Source organism: Sinomonas atrocyanea, assembly GCF_030811715.1.
Taxonomy (GTDB): domain Bacteria; phylum Actinomycetota; class Actinomycetes; order Actinomycetales; family Micrococcaceae; genus Sinomonas; species Sinomonas atrocyanea_A.
Map to the genome: position 1 here is coordinate 272661 of NZ_JAUSRH010000001.1, position 14563 is coordinate 287223.

Sequence of the window (14563 nt, forward strand, 5' to 3'; positions counted from 1 at the left end):
CAGATGGGAAAGTCCTGTGCCTGCGGCCCCCAGCGGCCGCAGGCACAGGACAGCTTGAGGTGGCGGAGGCTAGCCGAGGCGCGAGGGCGAGTGCCCGGCGTCGTCCGCGGTGGCCGATGCGGAACCCGCCGCCGGCGCGCTCCCCACGCCCGCATCAACCGGGTCCACGGGGGTGAGGTCCCGGTCGAGGTGCGTCTCCTGCTGGCGGGAGGGCAGGAAGAAGATGTACACGACGAGGGAGATCACGATCGTGATCGTCACGTAGGTGAACAGCCACTCCTTGTGCCCGGCGCTCGAGAGCCACTCGCCGATGAACGGCACGGTGCCGCCGAAGAGCGAGTTGGCCACGGCGTAGCCGAGGCCGACGCCGAGCGCGCGCACCGAGGCGGGGAACAGCTCGGCCTTCACGATCGCGCTGATCGAGGTGTAGTTGATGACGATCAGGAGCCCTGCCAGCATGAGCCAGAACGCGATGACCGGGTCCTTGACGCCGGCGAGCGTGGACATGATCGGCCAGGTGAAGATCGCGCCGAGGACGCCGAAGACGATCAGCTGGAGCTTGCGGCCGATCTTGTCCGAGAGCAGGCCGAACAGCGGGTGCAGGATCATGTACACGAACAGGGCCCAGAAGTTGATGACCGAGGTCTGCGTTTTCGGGATGTGCGAGACGTTGTTCATGAAGCTGAGGATGTACGTGGTGTACAGGTAGAACGCGCACGTCCCGCCCATGGTCAGGAACACGACCACGACGAACGGCTTCCAGTGCTTCGTGAAGAGCAGCTTGAGGGTTCCCGGCTCGACGGCCTCGAACTCGCCGCCCTCTCCGCGCGCCTGGGACGCCGCAGCGGCGGCCTTCGCGGCGGCGACCTGCTCCTTGGAGATCGTCTCGTCCATGGTGCGGCGCAGCCACAGGACGATCAGGGCCGCGACCGCGCCGATCGCGAAGGGCACGCGCCAGCCCCAGGCCTTCAGGTCGGCCTCGCCGAGGGTGTTCTGGAGCACCACGAGGGTCGCCAGGGCCAGGACCTGGCCGCCCACAAGGGTCACGTACTGGAAGCTCGAGAAGAAGCCGCGCCGCTTGGAGGTGGCGACCTCGGACATGTACGTCGCGGCCGTGCCGTACTCGCCGCCCACCGAGAAGCCCTGGAGCAGGCGGGAGAAGTACATGAGGACCGTGGACCACACGCCGATCTGCGCGACGCCCGGCATCACGGCGACAAGGAGCGAGCCCACGCCCATGAGGGACACGCTCAGCGTGAGCGCGGCGCGGCGGCCGTTCCGGTCGGCGTAGCGGCCGAAGAACCACGAGCCCACCGGGCGCATGAGGAACGTCAGAGCGAAGGTCAGGTAGGCGTCGATCTGCGCCTGGACCGGGTCCTTGCTGTTGAAGAAGTAGGTCGCGAAGTACGCCGAGAACGCCGCGTAGACGTAGAGGTCGTACCACTCGATGAGGTTTCCTGCTGACCCTTTCAGGGTGTTGGCGACGGCTCGCCGGGTCCGGGCAGCGCTGCCCGCGGACCCCTGGTGTGCAATGCTCATGGATCAGGACGCTAGGCGTGACCGCGTTCACAGCCCAAGCTGGAGGGCCCATTCCTAACACTTCCTTAAGTCTTCGCCCGAGCGGGTAGTCTCGGGGGCGGACAGTGGAGGGACCTGATGCGAGTGCTCATCGTCGAGGACGACGACGCGATGGCCTCCGCGCTGCTGGCCTCCGTGCGGTCGGCCGGCCACGAGGCAGCCCGGGTCGGCCGCGGCGAGGACGCGCTCCTCGTGCACCGGGAGCACGACGCGATCCTGCTGGACCTCGGCCTGCCGGACATGGACGGCCTCGACGTGCTGCGCAAGCTGCGCCAGGTCACCGATGTGCCGCTGCTGATCCTCACCGCCCGGGACGACGAGCGCAGCGTGGTCCTCGGGCTGCGCTCCGGGGCGGACGACTACCTCGTCAAGCCGGTCAAGCTCGTCGAGCTCCTTGCGCGCATCGAGGCCGTGGCCCGGCGCGTGGCGCGCGGCGGGGGCGCCGAGCCGCACCGGATCGACCTCGGCGAGGTCAGCATCGACCTCGACCGGCGGGCGGCCGCCGTCGGGTCCCGGCCCCTGAACCTCACGGCCACGGAGTACGAGCTGCTCGTCCTCCTCGGGCGGCACGCAGGCTCGGTGGTCACCCGGGAGCAGATCCTCGACGCCCTCTGGGGGGACGCGTTCGTGGCCTCCTCCCGGTCGCTGGACGTGCACCTGACCGGGCTGCGGTCCAAGCTCATGCTCCCGGGCTTCATCATCAACGTCCGCGGTGTCGGGTACCGGGTGGAGGGCCCGGCGGCCGGGGCGGGCGGGCGCCAGGCGGGCGGCCCCTCCGGCGGCGGCCCACGGTGAGGCTGCGGGTCCTGGGCATCCTGAGCCTGTTCTCGGTGCTCATCGTCGTCGCGGTCTCCGCCTCGATCCTCGCCTCCGTCAGCCGCGAGCTCACCCAGGAGCTGCAGATCAACCGGGTCGCAGCGCTGAACCGCTTCGCGCAGGTCGCCGACGATGCCACCTCCAGCGGCGACACGGCCCAGCTCCAGCGCGAGATGGACCGCTACTCGGCGCTGTACGGCGAGGGGATCGTGGTGCGCACCCCGCAGGCCACGCTCAGCTCCGGCGGGCTCAGCGCCGACCGCCCCGACGTGCGGGACGCGGCCGCCCGCGCCCAGCTCAACCTCAGCGACACCACGCTCGAGCCCGTCCAGCCGTTCGGCCCCAGATCCGAGGTGATCGCCCGCTCCTACGGCACGGCGAGCCAGGTGCTCGGCGAGGCCGTGCTCGACGTCGACCTGGGCGCCGCCGAACAGAAGCTGCGGGAGCGCTGGCTCCTCGTCGTGTTCGGGTCGGTCGCGGTGTGGGCGCTGCTGCTCGCGGGTGCGGAGCGGCTCACGGGCTGGGTCCTGCGCCCGGTCCACCGGCTCACCGCTGCCGTCATCGCGTTCGAGGAATCGGAGCGGGCCACGCGGCTGCGCGAGGAGGGGCCGCCGGAGCTGCAGCGGCTGAGCCGGGCCTTCTCTGCCATGGCGGAGCATGTGGGCGCGTCCATGCAGGCGCAGCGCCAGCTCATCGCGGACGCCTCCCACCAGCTCCGCAACCCGATCGGGGCGCTGCGGCTGAGGACGGACCTCCTGGCGCTCGAGCTGGACACCCCGGCCCAGCGCGAGGCCGCGGCCGGTGTGGCGCGGGAGCTCGAGCACGTCGAGGACATCCTGGACGGCATGCTGCGGCTGGCCTCCGCGGAGCACCGGGTCCACGAGGGCACGGTCTCGGGCGGGGCGGGAACGTCGATGGGCGAGCGGGCCGAGGTCCTCGACCCATGGTCCGTGCTGCAGGACGCCGTGGAGCGCGCCGCCCCCGCGGCCCTCCGGAGCGGTGTACGCCTCGAGCTCGCCGAACCGCCGGCGGCGCCGCTGAGGATCGTCTGCAACCGCTCGGACCTGGCGGACATCGTCGGGGAACTGCTCGAGAACGCGGTGAAGTACGCGGGCGCGCCCGGCGCCCGGATTACCGTCGGCGCGGTCCTGCGGGACGGCTCGGTAGCGGTGGAAGTCGCCGACGACGGCCCCGGCCTCACCGCCGAGGAGCGCGCGGCCTCGACCACGCGCTTCTGGCGCTCGCCCGAGCACAGCGGCTCCCGCGGCACGGGGCTGGGCCTGGCGATCGTCGAGCAGCTGGCCGAGGCGAACGGCGGCCGGCTGATCCTCGCCGCGGGCAGTCCCCGCGGCCTCGTGGCGCGGGTCGAATTCCCCACCGGGGTGGGCAGCGATGGCTGACCGCCATGCCCCCACCGGCCAGCGCACCGGCCTGCCCGCGACCCGGCGCACCATCCTGCGCGCGGGCCTTGCCGCGGGGCTCACGGGACTGGCGCTGCCCTCAGCGGCCGCCTGCACTCCGGCACCGCCGGCCGACGCTCTCAAGGTGGCCGGCGGCGAGTCGGGCGGCTTCTACCTCGAGTTCGCCACGCTCCTGGCGGCCTCGCTCGAACGGCACGGCGTGGCCCGCACGGCCTCCGCGCTCGAGACCGGCGGCAGCCTGGACAACATGGACCGCTTGGCGAGCGGCGAGGCGACGCTTGCGATCTCCCTCTCGGACGCCGCCGCCGACCGCCTCCGCTCCCAGCGGATGCTCGCGCTCGGCAAGGTGTACGAGAACTACCTGCACTGCGTGGTCCGCGCGGACAGCGGCATCACCGGCCCCTCCGACCTCGCGGGCCGAACCGTGGCGGTCGGCGACCCCCGCTCGGGCACGTCGTTGACGGCCGCCAGGCTCCTGGCGGCCGCGGGGCTCGCCACCGTGCCCTCCTCCGCCGCGCTCCGGCCGAATCCGCTCCCACCGAAGACCGTCGCCGCCGTGGCCCTCGGCCTCAACCAGGGGCTCGCCGCGCTGCGCGACGGCACCGTCGAGGCACTCTTCTGGTCCGGCGGCGTGCCCACGGCGGCCATCACGGCCTTTGCCGGGGCCACGAGGGTGCGGCTGCTCGACCTCTCGGCGCTCATTCCGGCGCTGCGGTCCAGGTTCGGGGCGTTCTACGACCGGGTGCTCATCCGGGAGGACAGCTACGCGGGCGTTCCGGCCACGTGGACCGTGGGGGTCGCGAACCTGCTCCTGTGCCGCGAGGACCTCGCCGCGGAGGTCGCCCGCTCCGCCGTCGGCCTCCTGCTCGAGCACTCGGGCGAGCTCGTCCCGGCGGCGAGCCGAGGAGTCCAGTACCTGAGCCCCGAGACGCTCATCAGCACCGCGGGAGTGCCGCTGCACCCGGGCGCCGAGGAGGCCTACCGGACCTTCCACGGCTGAATCACGCAGGCGTCCTGCGCCGTACGGGCCACCAGGTGCGCTCGCCGAGGTCGTAGCAGAGGGCGGGAACGAGGAGCGAGCGGACCAGGACGGTGTCCAGCAGGACGCCGAAGGCCACGATGAAGCTGATCTGAGCCAGGAACAGCACCGGGAGCACGCCGAGCGCCGCGAACGTCGCAGCGAGCACGACCCCGGCGGACGTGATCACCCCGCCGGTCGACCGCAGTCCCCGCAGGATCCCCTCGCGGGTGCCGTGCCGCAGCGACTCCTCGCGCACTCGACTCATGAGGAAGATGTTGTAGTCGATCCCGAGGGCCACGAGGAACACGAATCCGAAAAGCGGCACCGAGGGGTCCGCCCCCGGGAAGTGGAACAGGCCATTGAAGACGAGCGCGGAGACGCCCAGCGCTGCGGCGAACGAGGCGACCACGGTGCCCACGAGCAGCACGGGCGCCACGAGGGAGCGCAGCAGGAGGATGAGGATCACCAGGATCACGGCGAGGACCACGGGAATGATGAGGTTGCGGTCGCGGACCGTGGTCTCGTTGGTGTCCAGGGCCACGGCCGTCGGGCCGCCCACGAGGACCTCGCCCTGCCATCCCGCGTCACCGATGCCCGCGCGCAGCCGCTTCACGGTCTCCTCGGCGGCGGCGGACTCCGGCGCGTCGGCGAGCGTCGCCTCGAGCATCACAGCGCCGGCGACGGCGGTGCCCTGCTGCCGCACCGAGCTCACCCCGTGCTCGTGCCCGAGGAGGCGCACGACGTCGTCCTTCCGCGCCTCGGGGGCGATGACGACGGCGGGCTGCCCTGCCCCGGCCGGGAAGTGCGCGGCGAGGGCGGCCTGCCCCTCCCGGGCGTCGGAGTGGCCCACCACGAACTCGCTGCTCGGCACACCGTCCGCCTTGAGTGCGGCGACTCCGGAGCCCAGGGCGAGGAGGACCACGAGCGAACCCGCCCACACGGCCCGCGGCCGGCTCGAGACCAGCCGGGACACCCAGTGCCAGAGGCCCCGGGGGCCCGATTCCGCTGCACTCCGCTCAACCACCGGTCTGCGGGGCCAGTAGGCCACGCGGCCGGCCCAGCACAGGAGGGCCGGCAGGAGGGTGAGCGAGGCGACGTAGGCGAACGCGATCCCGATCGCCGCGACCGGCCCGAGCGCCCGGTTCGAGTTGAGATCGGAGAGGGTCAGGCACATCACCGCCGCGACGACGGTCCCGGCCGAGGCGCTGATGGGCTCGAACGAGCCGCGCAGCGCCGACCAGGTGGCCGCCCAGCCGCCCTCGGACAGGGCGAGCTCCTCGCGGTAGCGCGAGACGTACAGGAGCGAATAGTCGGTGGCCGCGCCGATCACGAGGATCATGAGGATCCCCTGCGTCTGGCCGGAGAGGAGAAGGACGCCCGCCCTGGCGAGGGCGACCACGAGCGCCATCGCCCCGGTGAGGGCCATGAGGGAGGTGCCGAGCACCATGAGCGGCAGCAGCGGCGAGCGGTACACGACCACCAGGATGAGGAGCACGACCGCGAGCGCCACCACGAGCAGCAGACCGTCGAGGCCGCTGAATGCGCCGGAGATGTCGGCGGAGAGCCCGGCGGGTCCCGTCACTTTGGCGGTCACACCGGCGGGGACCTGCGCGGCGAGCTGGGCCCGCAGGTGCTTGACCGTGTCGGCGGCCTTGACGCCGCGGCCGGGGTCGTTGGGGAGCACGGGGAGGAAGGCTGTCGCGGCCCGCCCATCGTGGGAGGGGGCAAGGCGCGGGGTGCCACCCGGAATCTGGTCCGCCGCAACGCCTGCCTCTCCCCCGAGGCCGGCGACGATCCCGGTCAGCGTGCGCTGGTCGTCCGGCGTCAGGGCCGTGGCCTTGGTGAAGACGATGGTCGCCGGCACCGCGCTGCCGTCCCGGAACTTCTTCTGGAGGGCTTGGACCTGGGTTGCCTCGGCGCTGGCCGGCAGGTGCTCCGACGCGTCGTTGACGGCGACCTTGTTCACCTCCCCGAAGGCGCGGCCACCGAGTCCGAAGACGGCGAGCCACGCCAGGATCAGGACTGCGGGCAGGAGGATGCGAAGCCATCGCGGCGTGCGCGGCTGCGGGGCGGGACGGTGCGAACGGGCCGTTCGAGGTGCTGTTGTGGTCACCCTTCGACGCTACGGAGCGCCCGTACCCGTTCCATCAACCGATGGGTTGATCCCGCTCCCGCCGCCGTCGAGCCTTGGCCCGGCTCGAGCAGGTGCTGGAACAGCAGCGTCCCCGCCCATCGCGACTCCGGTCGAAGAACGGCAGCCCGCACAGTGGGTCCGCGCAGCGCCCCAGACGCGGACGGAGCCCCTTGGCAGCAATGCCCATCGCTGCAGCCGTCATGGGGCCGCAAGCTGCGGAAGAAACCCAGCGGCCTGACCGGTCAAGGGCCCGTTGACGGGTTGCTTTTCAGGAGCGCGCGTGCCGCCGCCTCCGCTCGGTGCCTGCCCACAGTTGGCTCCCTGAGTTCCCCAAGCTTTGGGCGTATCGTGAAGGAGCGAGTTGATTCACACCACCGTCGCCGGGGAGGACATCATGGGCCTTTTCAAGAAGCACGGACCTGCTGAGCAGGAACCCACGGTCGGGCCGGAGAGCGCCGCCGTCGAGAGCACGGTCACTGAGAATGCGGTCCCGCAGCCCACTGCTGCCGCCAAGCGGCGCCCGAAGCGGGAGGTCCACGCGTTCCGGCAGGTGCCGCCCTACGAGATGAACGAGGAGCTCGCCGAACGCATCGCGATGCGGGCCTACGGGGACCAGGACCATGACGGCAGGCCGGACATCCCGGCCGCGCCCTTCCCGGGCTAGCACCCGCACCGCCCCCGGAGGGGGCCTACGTCCCGGAGTGCGCCTCGAGGAACGAATACACCTCGGTCTCGTCGACGCCGGGGAAGGCGCCGGGCGGCATGGCGGCGAGGAGGTGCGAGTGGGCCCTGGCCGAGGGCCACGCGTTTCCGGCCCAGTGCTCGCTGAGCTCGGCGGGCGGCCGGCGGCAGCAGTCAGGATCGGGACAGCGTGAGACGGCGCGTGCCGTCGTCTCCCGCCCGCGGAACCACTTCACGTGGTGGTACGGCACGCCGATGCTGAGCGAGAACTCACCGCTCGCGCTCCGCTCCGTCCGAGCCGTGCACCAGAAGGTCCCGGAGACCGTGTCCGTGTACTGGCTGTAGGAGCTGAACTTGTCCGGCACGTCGAACACCGCGCGGCTGGTCCAGGCCCTGCACGAGGGCTGGCCCTCGATCGCCCCGGTGTGGTCCATGGGGAAGTTCACGCCGTCGTTCTCGTAGGCCTTGTAGATGATCCCGGACTGGTGCGTCTTCTGGAAGTGCGTCGTGAGACCGAGATGCTGGGTGGCGAGGTTCGTGAACCGATGGGCGGCGGTCTCGTAGCTCACGGAGAACGCGTCGCGGAGGTCGTCGACGGAGATCTCCTTGGCCGCCTTGGCCCGCTGGAGGAAGTCGACGGTGGCCTGCTCCGGCAGCAGGAGCGCGGCGGCGAAGTAGTTCGTCGCCACGCGCTGGGCGAGGAAGTCCCCGTAGGACTGCGGCGTCCCGTGGCCGAGGACGTAGTGGCCGAGCGCCTGCAGGAGCACGGAACGGGGGTCGTGGTCCGAGCGCTGGTTGTGGGTGAGGTAAATCCTGCGGTTCTTCAGATCGGTCACGCTGCGGGTCGAATGGGGCAGGTCGCCCACGTGGTAGAGCGTGAACCCGAGGTGCGTGGCGATGTCGGAGATCGTGTGCTGGCTCAGGGGGCCCGACGTGTAGCCCACCTGGGCGAGGACCTTCTGCGCCTCGGCCTCGTACTCGGGGAAGTAGTTGCCCCGTTCCCGCATCATGCGGCGCAGTTCGCCGTTCGCGCGCCGCGCCTCCTCCGGGGTGGCGACCTGCTCGTTCATCTTGCGCTCGAGCTCGCGCAGCAGCCCGAGCTGGGACTCCAGCACGTCGAGCGGGAGCCGCGAGCTGATGCGGATCTTCGGCAGGTTCAGGTTCTCGTAGAGCGGGCTGCGCTGGTAGCGCTCGAGCTCGATCTCCAGGGCCGCGCGGCGGGTGGGCGGCTCGGTCCCGAGCAAGGCGTCGACCCCCACTCCGAGCGCCCCCGCGAGCTGCGTCAGCAGGCTGAGCTTGGGCTCGCGCTTGCCGTTCTCGATGAGGCTCAGCTGGCTCGCCGCCGCCCCGGCAGCGGTGCCGAGCTCGTCGAGGGTGAGCCCGGCAGCCTTCCTCAGGTGCCTGATCCTGCGGCCCAGGCTGATGACGTCGATCCCGCTGCTCTGGGCATCCGAAGGAGGCCCGGCGGGACGGCTCCATGAGGCGCGGGCGGGGGCGGACGGCGTCGTACGCGGCATTTCTTGAGAATACGTGAAGATCTGCGTTTCTTTCCAGCACTTTTCTCTGTTGGAGGGCTTGCAGAGGCGGAAAAGTTGTTCTCACGAAGAAGCCATCAGGCACCGAGTCGAAGGAGACCCGCCATGACCGCAGAGTTCGAGCCCCAGAACCAGTCCCTCGGGCAGCAGGCCGAGGCCCTCAAGCTCGAGTGGTCCGCCGACCCCCGCTGGGAGGGCATCCAGCGCGACTACACCGCCGACGACGTGGTCCGCCTCCGCGGCCGCGTCCCGGAGGAGCACACGCTGGCCCGCCGCGGCGCCGAGAAGCTGTGGAAGGCCGTGACGGCCGGCCGCGAGGACGGCACGGGCTACATCAACGCCCTCGGCGCACTCACCGGCAACCAGGCCGTGCAGCAGGTCAAGGCCGGCCTCAAGGCCATCTACCTCTCGGGCTGGCAGGTCGCCGCGGACGCGAACCTCTCGGGCAACACCTACCCGGACCAGTCCCTCTACCCGGCGAACTCCGTGCCCGCCGTGGTACGCCGCATCAACAACGCCCTGCAGCGCGCCGACCAGATCGAGTTCTCCGAGGGCAAGCAGAGCGTCGAGGACTGGCTGGTCCCGATCGTGGCCGACGCCGAGGCGGGCTTCGGCGGCCCGCTCAACGCCTACGAGCTCATGAAGTCCATGATCCAGGCCGGCGCCGCGGGCGTGCACTGGGAGGACCAGCTCGCGTCCGAGAAGAAGTGCGGCCACCTCGGCGGCAAGGTCCTCATCCCGACCCAGCAGCACATCCGCACCCTCAACGCCGCCCGCCTCGCCGCCGATGTCTCCGGCGTCCCGAGCGTGATCATCGCCCGCACGGACGCCGAGGCCGCGACGCTCATCACCACGGACGTCGACGAGCGCGACCAGGAGTTCATTACCGGCGAGCGCACGGCCGAGGGCTTCTACCGGGTCAAGAACGGCGTCGAGCCGTGCATCGCCCGCGCCAAGGCCTACGCCCCCTACTCCGACCTCATCTGGATGGAGACGGGCACGCCGGACCTCGCCCTGGCCCGCAAGTTCGCCGAGGCCGTCAAGGCCGAGTTCCCGGACCAGATGCTCGCGTACAACTGCTCCCCCTCGTTCAACTGGAAGAAGCACCTCGACGACGACACGATCGCCAAGTTCCAGCGCGAGCTGGGCGCGATGGGCTTCAAGTTCCAGTTCATCACCCTCGCCGGCTTCCACGCCCTCAACTACTCGATGTTCGACCTCGCCCACGGCTACGCCCGCAACGGCATGAGCGCGTACGTCGACCTGCAGGAGCGCGAGTTCGCCTCCGAAGACCGCGGCTACACCGCAACCAAGCACCAGCGCGAAGTGGGCACCGGCTACTTCGATCTGGTCTCCACGGCGCTGAACCCGAACGCCAGCACCCTCGCCCTCGTGGGATCCACCGAAGAGGGCCAGTTCCACTGATCGAACGGACGACGGCGGCGGGCCGGCACGCGTAGCCGGCCCACCGCCGTCGTACCTCACCAGGAGACCGCCATGAACAGCTTCAGCACTGAGACCACGATCAACGGTGTGACGATCACCGCCCAGCCCATCGCGCGGCAGCGGGAGATCCTCACCCCGGACGCCCTCGAGTTCGTCGCCCGCCTGCACCGCGCCACGGCCGGGCGCCGCCAGGAGCTCCTCGAGGCGCGCCACGCGCGCCGCGCCGAGATCGCCCGCGGCGGCGACCCCCGGTTCCTCCGCGAGACCGAGGAGATCCGCAACGACCCGAACTGGCGCGTCGCGCCGCCGGCCCCGGGCCTGACGGACCGCCGGGTCGAGATCACGGGGCCGGTGGACCGGAAGTCGACCGTCAACGCGCTCAACTCGGGCGCCAACGTGTGGCTGGCCGACATGGAGGACTCCCTCACGCCGTCCTGGCGCAACCTCATCCAGGGCCAGATCAACCTCCTGGACGCGCTGCGCGGCGGCATCGACTTCGCCACCGGCGAGGGCCCGACCCGCAAGGAGTACCGGCTCGCCCCGTTCGAGGAGCGGCCCACCACCGTGCTGCGCCCCCGCGGGCTGCACCTGCCCGAGAAGAACATGCTCGTGGACGGCAAGCCGGTGGCCGGCGGCATCATGGACTTCGGGCTGTACTTCTTCCACAACGCGGCCCGGCTCATCGCGCTCGGCCACGGCCCGTACTTCTACCTGCCCAAGGTCGAGAACCGCCTCGAGGCGCGCCTGTGGAACGACGTGTTCGTCCTGGCCCAGGACCTCCTCGGCATCCCGCAGGGCACGGTCCGCGCGACCGTGCTCATCGAGACCATCACGGCAGCGTTCGAGATGGAGGAGATCCTGTGGGAGCTCCGTGACCACGCCGCCGGGCTCAACGCGGGCCGGTGGGACTACATCTTCTCGATCATCAAGAACTTCCGGACCCGTGGGCCCCGCTTCGTGCTCCCGGACCGGGACCAGGTGACCATGACGCAGCCGTTCATGCGGGCCTACACCGAGCAGCTCGTGCGGGCGTGCCACCGCCGCGGCGCCATGGCGATCGGCGGTCCGGCCGCGTTCGTCCCGAGCCGGCGCGACCCTGCGGCCAACGCCGAGGCCCTCCTGGCGACCCGCGCGGACAAGCTGCGCGATGCCGAGGACGGGTTCGACGGCGCGTGGGTGGCCCACCCCGAGTTCGTCACCGTGGTGCGCGACGTGTTCGACAGCGTGCTGGGCGAGAAGCCGAACCAGCTGGACCGGCTGCGCGAAGACGTCGTCCCCGACGACCGCGCCCTCATCGACCTGAGCACGTGCCGCGGCACGATCACGGAGGAGGGCATCCGCAACAACATCGAGGTGGGCATCCGCTACATCGAGACGTGGCTGCGGGGCAACGGTGCCGTGGCGATCCAGGGCCTCATGGAGGACGCCGCGACGGCCGAGATCTCCCGGTCGCAGATCTGGCAGTGGATCTATGCCCGTGCCATCACGGACCAGGGCGAGATCGTGAGCCGCGAGTGGGTCGAGGAGCTGCTCGACGAGGAGTTCCACAAGCTCGAGCGCTTCGACGGCGACCGCTTCCGCGATGCCCGCGAGCTCTTCGGCGAGGTGGCCCTCGGCGCCGAGTTCCCGACGTTCCTCACCATGCCCGCCTACGCACGGTACCTGTGCGAGACGGCGGGCAAGGAGGACGAGTACGAGGCCGGCCTGCCCGAGCGGCAGTTCGCGGCGGCCTAGCCGCCCACGCCTGAAGACTTCCCGGGCCCCGCACGCTTCAATCGCAACAGGCACCCCGAAGGACGGGGGCGGGGGCACCGGGAAACCCGTTGAGGGGCCGCCCTGCGTAGTGGTGCTGCGCAGGGGCCGGCCCCTCAACCCTTGTCCGCCGCCCCGCCGAAGTCACCCCGCCGGAGCGCGAAGTCACCCCGCCGGAGCGCGAGGTCACCCCGTGGGAGCGCGAGGTCACCCCGCGGGAGCGCGAGGTCACCCCGCGGGCTGGCCTCGGGAATAGGGTCCCCCGGCGGCGAGCTTGCACAGAATATGAACGTTGACATCTGGTCCGATATCGCCTGCCCGTGGTGCTTCATCGGCAAGCGCCGCTTCGAGAAGGCCCTCTCCGACTTTCCCCACCGGGACCAGGTCACGGTGACGTGGCACGGCTACCAGCTCGACCCGGCCCTCCCCGAGCACTACGACGGCACCGAGCTCGAGTACCTCTCCGAGCGCAAGGGGATGCCTGCCGACCGCGTGGCCCAGATGTTCGACGAGGTCACCCAGGTCGCCGCCGAGGAGGGGCTGGAGTACGACTTCGGCCGCATCGTCGTGGCGAACTCCCACGCGGGGCACGAGCTCCTGCACCTGGCCAGGGCCAAGGACGCCGCCGGCGCCCGGGGCATCGCGGACGCAGTCAAGGAGGCGCTGCTCTCGGCGCACTTCGAGCACGGCGAGGACATCGGCTCCCGGGACGTGCTCGTGCGGATCGGCGCTGAGGCTGGGCTCGACGGCAGTGAAATCACCGCCGCGCTCGAGGCCGGGACGTACCGGGACTCGGTGGCCGCGGACATCCGCCAGGCCCAGGCGCTCGGCATCCAGGGCGTGCCCTTCTTCGTCCTCGACAACAAGTACGGCGTCTCCGGCGCCCAGCCGGCGGAGCTGTTCGCGCAGGCCCTCGACACGGCGTGGCGCGAGGCGAACCCGCTGGCCATGGTCGGCCCGGTTGCCGGCGCCGATGGGCTCGACGGCGGTACGTGCGGCTCCGACGGCTGCGTGTGAGCACTGCCTGCACAGGCCCGGCCGGCACCGGCTGATCACCGGAGCCGGCCGAGCCCGGGCAGGGGCCTACCAGCGCAGGAGCGCAGCGGCGGCGGACCCGCCGTCGAGCGCCCCGGAAGGCACGAGGACGGTGTCCGCGTTGGTGAGGACCGCGGCGCGGAGCAGGGCCGCAGCCGCGTCAGCCTGGCCGAGCGGTGGCGCGCCCACGGCGCCGTCCTCCGACTCGGCGACCCACGGTTCCGCACCCAGTGCGAGCAGATTCTTGCCCTCGAGCGCCTCAGGGCAGAGGACGAGCGTTCCGACCCGTGCCTCGCGCAGCGCATTGACCGTCTCCGCCCAGCCGCCAGCCGAACTGCGCCCGATCCCGTCCGTGACCCGCGTGAGGGCGTCCTGCGCACGGCGGCCGACCGCTTCGGCGACGACGGCGTCGACCTCCTCGGCGAACCGCTCCTGGTCGGCCCCGGGGGCCGAGGAGTTCATGTCCACCGTCTGGGCGAGGCCGGCCGCGCGCTCGCTCAGGGCCTCCTGCACCATGAGCCGCGCGCGCTCGTCGCCAGCCAGGATGACGAGCTGCACGCCGCCCTCCTCGACGATGCGGTTCACCTCGGCCGCGACATCGGCGCCGTTGCGCCGCCAGACCTCCTCGGTGCGGTGCTGGTACTTGCCCTGGGAGTAGCCCCCGAGGGGGACCTTGGTGAGGTTCTCGGTGTCCCCGTGGACTTCCTCGCTGGCCATGGCAGCGTGCGCGGAGGCCCGGTACCGGGCGATTTCCGCGTCGGCGCGCTCCGCCTGCACCAGCAGGTACTCGACGTCGGTGTTCTGGACTTCGGCGAGCGGCAGGAGGTCGGGGATCGGTCCGAACTCGACGACGGGGCGCACGGGGGCCCCCGGAAGCAGCTCGTTGACTGCGACCTGGCCGTTGCGGATGAGCACGAACCGCGAGACCGGCCCGGGCTCGCCGATGGCGGCCCACTCCAGCTGCTCGGCCGCCCGGGCGTCGTTCTCCGACCCGCCAGCCTCGGTGACCGCGCGCGAGACGTTGTTGGCGAGCACCTCGGTGGCCTCATGGGTGGACACCGTCCCCGTGCTGACCTCCGCGTGGACAGTGCACCAGGGGCCGGGCTCGCGGAGCGTCTCGGCGAGGCTCTTCAAGGACAGCATC

Annotated in this window: 12 protein-coding genes; 7 read left to right on the plus strand and 5 right to left on the minus strand. The window is 71.4% G+C overall.

All coding sequences use genetic code 11. The features are described from left to right. Positions 1-69: 69 nt before the first annotated feature. Positions 70-1539: an MFS transporter gene (locus J2W21_RS01310; RefSeq protein WP_307112701.1), complete on the minus strand. Its 1470-nt coding sequence runs from the start codon at positions 1537-1539 to the stop codon at positions 70-72. Positions 1540-1656: 117 nt separating this feature from the next. Here J2W21_RS01310 and J2W21_RS01315 point away from each other — a divergent pair, with 117 nt between their 5' ends. Genes J2W21_RS01315 through J2W21_RS01325 form a run of 3 tightly spaced genes read left to right on the plus strand, consistent with a single transcriptional unit; the run spans position 1657 to position 4815 of the window. Next, positions 1657-2373 carry a response regulator transcription factor gene (locus J2W21_RS01315; RefSeq protein WP_307112702.1) on the plus strand — a complete coding sequence of 239 codons (717 nt, stop codon included), beginning with the start codon at positions 1657-1659 and terminating at the stop codon, positions 2371-2373. After that, entirely contained in the window at positions 2370-3794 is a 1425-nt protein-coding gene (locus tag J2W21_RS01320; protein WP_307112703.1) for a sensor histidine kinase, read from the plus strand. Before J2W21_RS01315 ends, J2W21_RS01320 begins: the two co-directional genes overlap by 4 nt. Then, on the plus strand, positions 3787-4815 hold the full coding sequence (locus J2W21_RS01325) for a TAXI family TRAP transporter solute-binding subunit (RefSeq protein ID WP_307112704.1): 1029 nt from the start codon (positions 3787-3789) through the stop codon (positions 4813-4815). The genes J2W21_RS01320 and J2W21_RS01325 overlap by 8 nt, the downstream gene beginning before the upstream one ends. A 1-nt stretch (position 4816) precedes the next feature. Here the strand turns inward: J2W21_RS01325 and J2W21_RS01330 are convergent, their stop codons facing one another. Both J2W21_RS01330 and J2W21_RS19755 read right to left on the minus strand, forming a co-directional pair. Further along, positions 4817-6949 carry an MMPL family transporter gene (locus J2W21_RS01330; protein WP_307112705.1) on the minus strand — a complete coding sequence of 711 codons (2133 nt, stop codon included), beginning with the start codon at positions 6947-6949 and terminating at the stop codon, positions 4817-4819. A 34-nt stretch (positions 6950-6983) separates the two neighbouring features. Further along, positions 6984-7172, minus strand: coding sequence for a CGNR zinc finger domain-containing protein (locus tag J2W21_RS19755; RefSeq protein WP_373423050.1), 189 nt, complete (start codon positions 7170-7172; stop codon positions 6984-6986). A 159-nt stretch (positions 7173-7331) separates the two neighbouring features. On the opposite strand from J2W21_RS19755, the gene J2W21_RS01335 reads away from it, so the two are divergent. Beyond that, positions 7332-7634 (plus strand): hypothetical protein, encoded by a 303-nt coding sequence (locus J2W21_RS01335; RefSeq protein ID WP_307112706.1) that lies wholly within the window; start codon positions 7332-7334, stop codon positions 7632-7634. 25 nt (positions 7635-7659) lie between these two features. Here J2W21_RS01335 and J2W21_RS01340 read toward each other — a convergent pair whose 3' ends face one another. Then, positions 7660-9168 (minus strand): helix-turn-helix transcriptional regulator, encoded by a 1509-nt coding sequence (locus tag J2W21_RS01340; RefSeq protein WP_307112707.1) that lies wholly within the window; start codon positions 9166-9168, stop codon positions 7660-7662. Positions 9169-9291: 123 nt separating this feature from the next. Here J2W21_RS01340 and aceA point away from each other — a divergent pair, with 123 nt between their 5' ends. The 3 genes from aceA (at position 9292) to J2W21_RS01355 (ending at position 13401) form a co-directional block, all read left to right on the plus strand. Beyond that, on the plus strand, positions 9292-10611 hold the full coding sequence (aceA, locus tag J2W21_RS01345; RefSeq protein ID WP_307112708.1) for an isocitrate lyase: 1320 nt from the start codon (positions 9292-9294) through the stop codon (positions 10609-10611). 72 nt (positions 10612-10683) lie between these two features. Continuing rightward, a complete protein-coding gene (gene aceB, locus J2W21_RS01350) occupies positions 10684-12366 on the plus strand; it encodes a malate synthase A (protein WP_307112709.1) in 1683 nt (560 codons plus the stop codon). A 303-nt stretch (positions 12367-12669) separates the two neighbouring features. Beyond that, complete coding sequence (locus J2W21_RS01355; RefSeq protein WP_307112710.1) at positions 12670-13401, plus strand: DsbA family oxidoreductase; 732 nt, start codon at positions 12670-12672, stop codon at positions 13399-13401. Positions 13402-13467: 66 nt separating this feature from the next. Here the strand turns inward: J2W21_RS01355 and J2W21_RS01360 are convergent, their stop codons facing one another. After that, on the minus strand, positions 13468-14562 hold the full coding sequence (locus J2W21_RS01360; RefSeq protein ID WP_307112711.1) for a baeRF2 domain-containing protein: 1095 nt from the start codon (positions 14560-14562) through the stop codon (positions 13468-13470). Between the last annotated feature and the right edge of the window lies 1 nt (position 14563).

Excerpts from the sequence above, each read along its gene's own strand:
- J2W21_RS01310 (WP_307112701.1), bottom strand. The coding sequence starts at position 1,539 with ATGAGCATTGCACACCAGGGGTCCGCGGGCAGCGCTGCCCGGACCCGG.
- J2W21_RS01315 (WP_307112702.1), top strand. The coding sequence starts at position 1,657 with ATGCGAGTGCTCATCGTCGAGGACGACGACGCGATGGCCTCCGCGCTG.
- J2W21_RS01325 (WP_307112704.1), top strand. The coding sequence starts at position 3,787 with ATGGCTGACCGCCATGCCCCCACCGGCCAGCGCACCGGCCTGCCCGCG.
- J2W21_RS19755 (WP_373423050.1), bottom strand. The coding sequence starts at position 7,172 with ATGACGGCTGCAGCGATGGGCATTGCTGCCAAGGGGCTCCGTCCGCGT.
- J2W21_RS01340 (WP_307112707.1), bottom strand. The coding sequence starts at position 9,168 with ATGCCGCGTACGACGCCGTCCGCCCCCGCCCGCGCCTCATGGAGCCGT.
- aceA (WP_307112708.1), top strand. The coding sequence starts at position 9,292 with ATGACCGCAGAGTTCGAGCCCCAGAACCAGTCCCTCGGGCAGCAGGCC.
- aceB (WP_307112709.1), top strand. The coding sequence starts at position 10,684 with ATGAACAGCTTCAGCACTGAGACCACGATCAACGGTGTGACGATCACC.
- J2W21_RS01355 (WP_307112710.1), top strand. The coding sequence starts at position 12,670 with ATGAACGTTGACATCTGGTCCGATATCGCCTGCCCGTGGTGCTTCATC.
- J2W21_RS01360 (WP_307112711.1), bottom strand. The coding sequence starts at position 14,562 with ATGCTGTCCTTGAAGAGCCTCGCCGAGACGCTCCGCGAGCCCGGCCCC.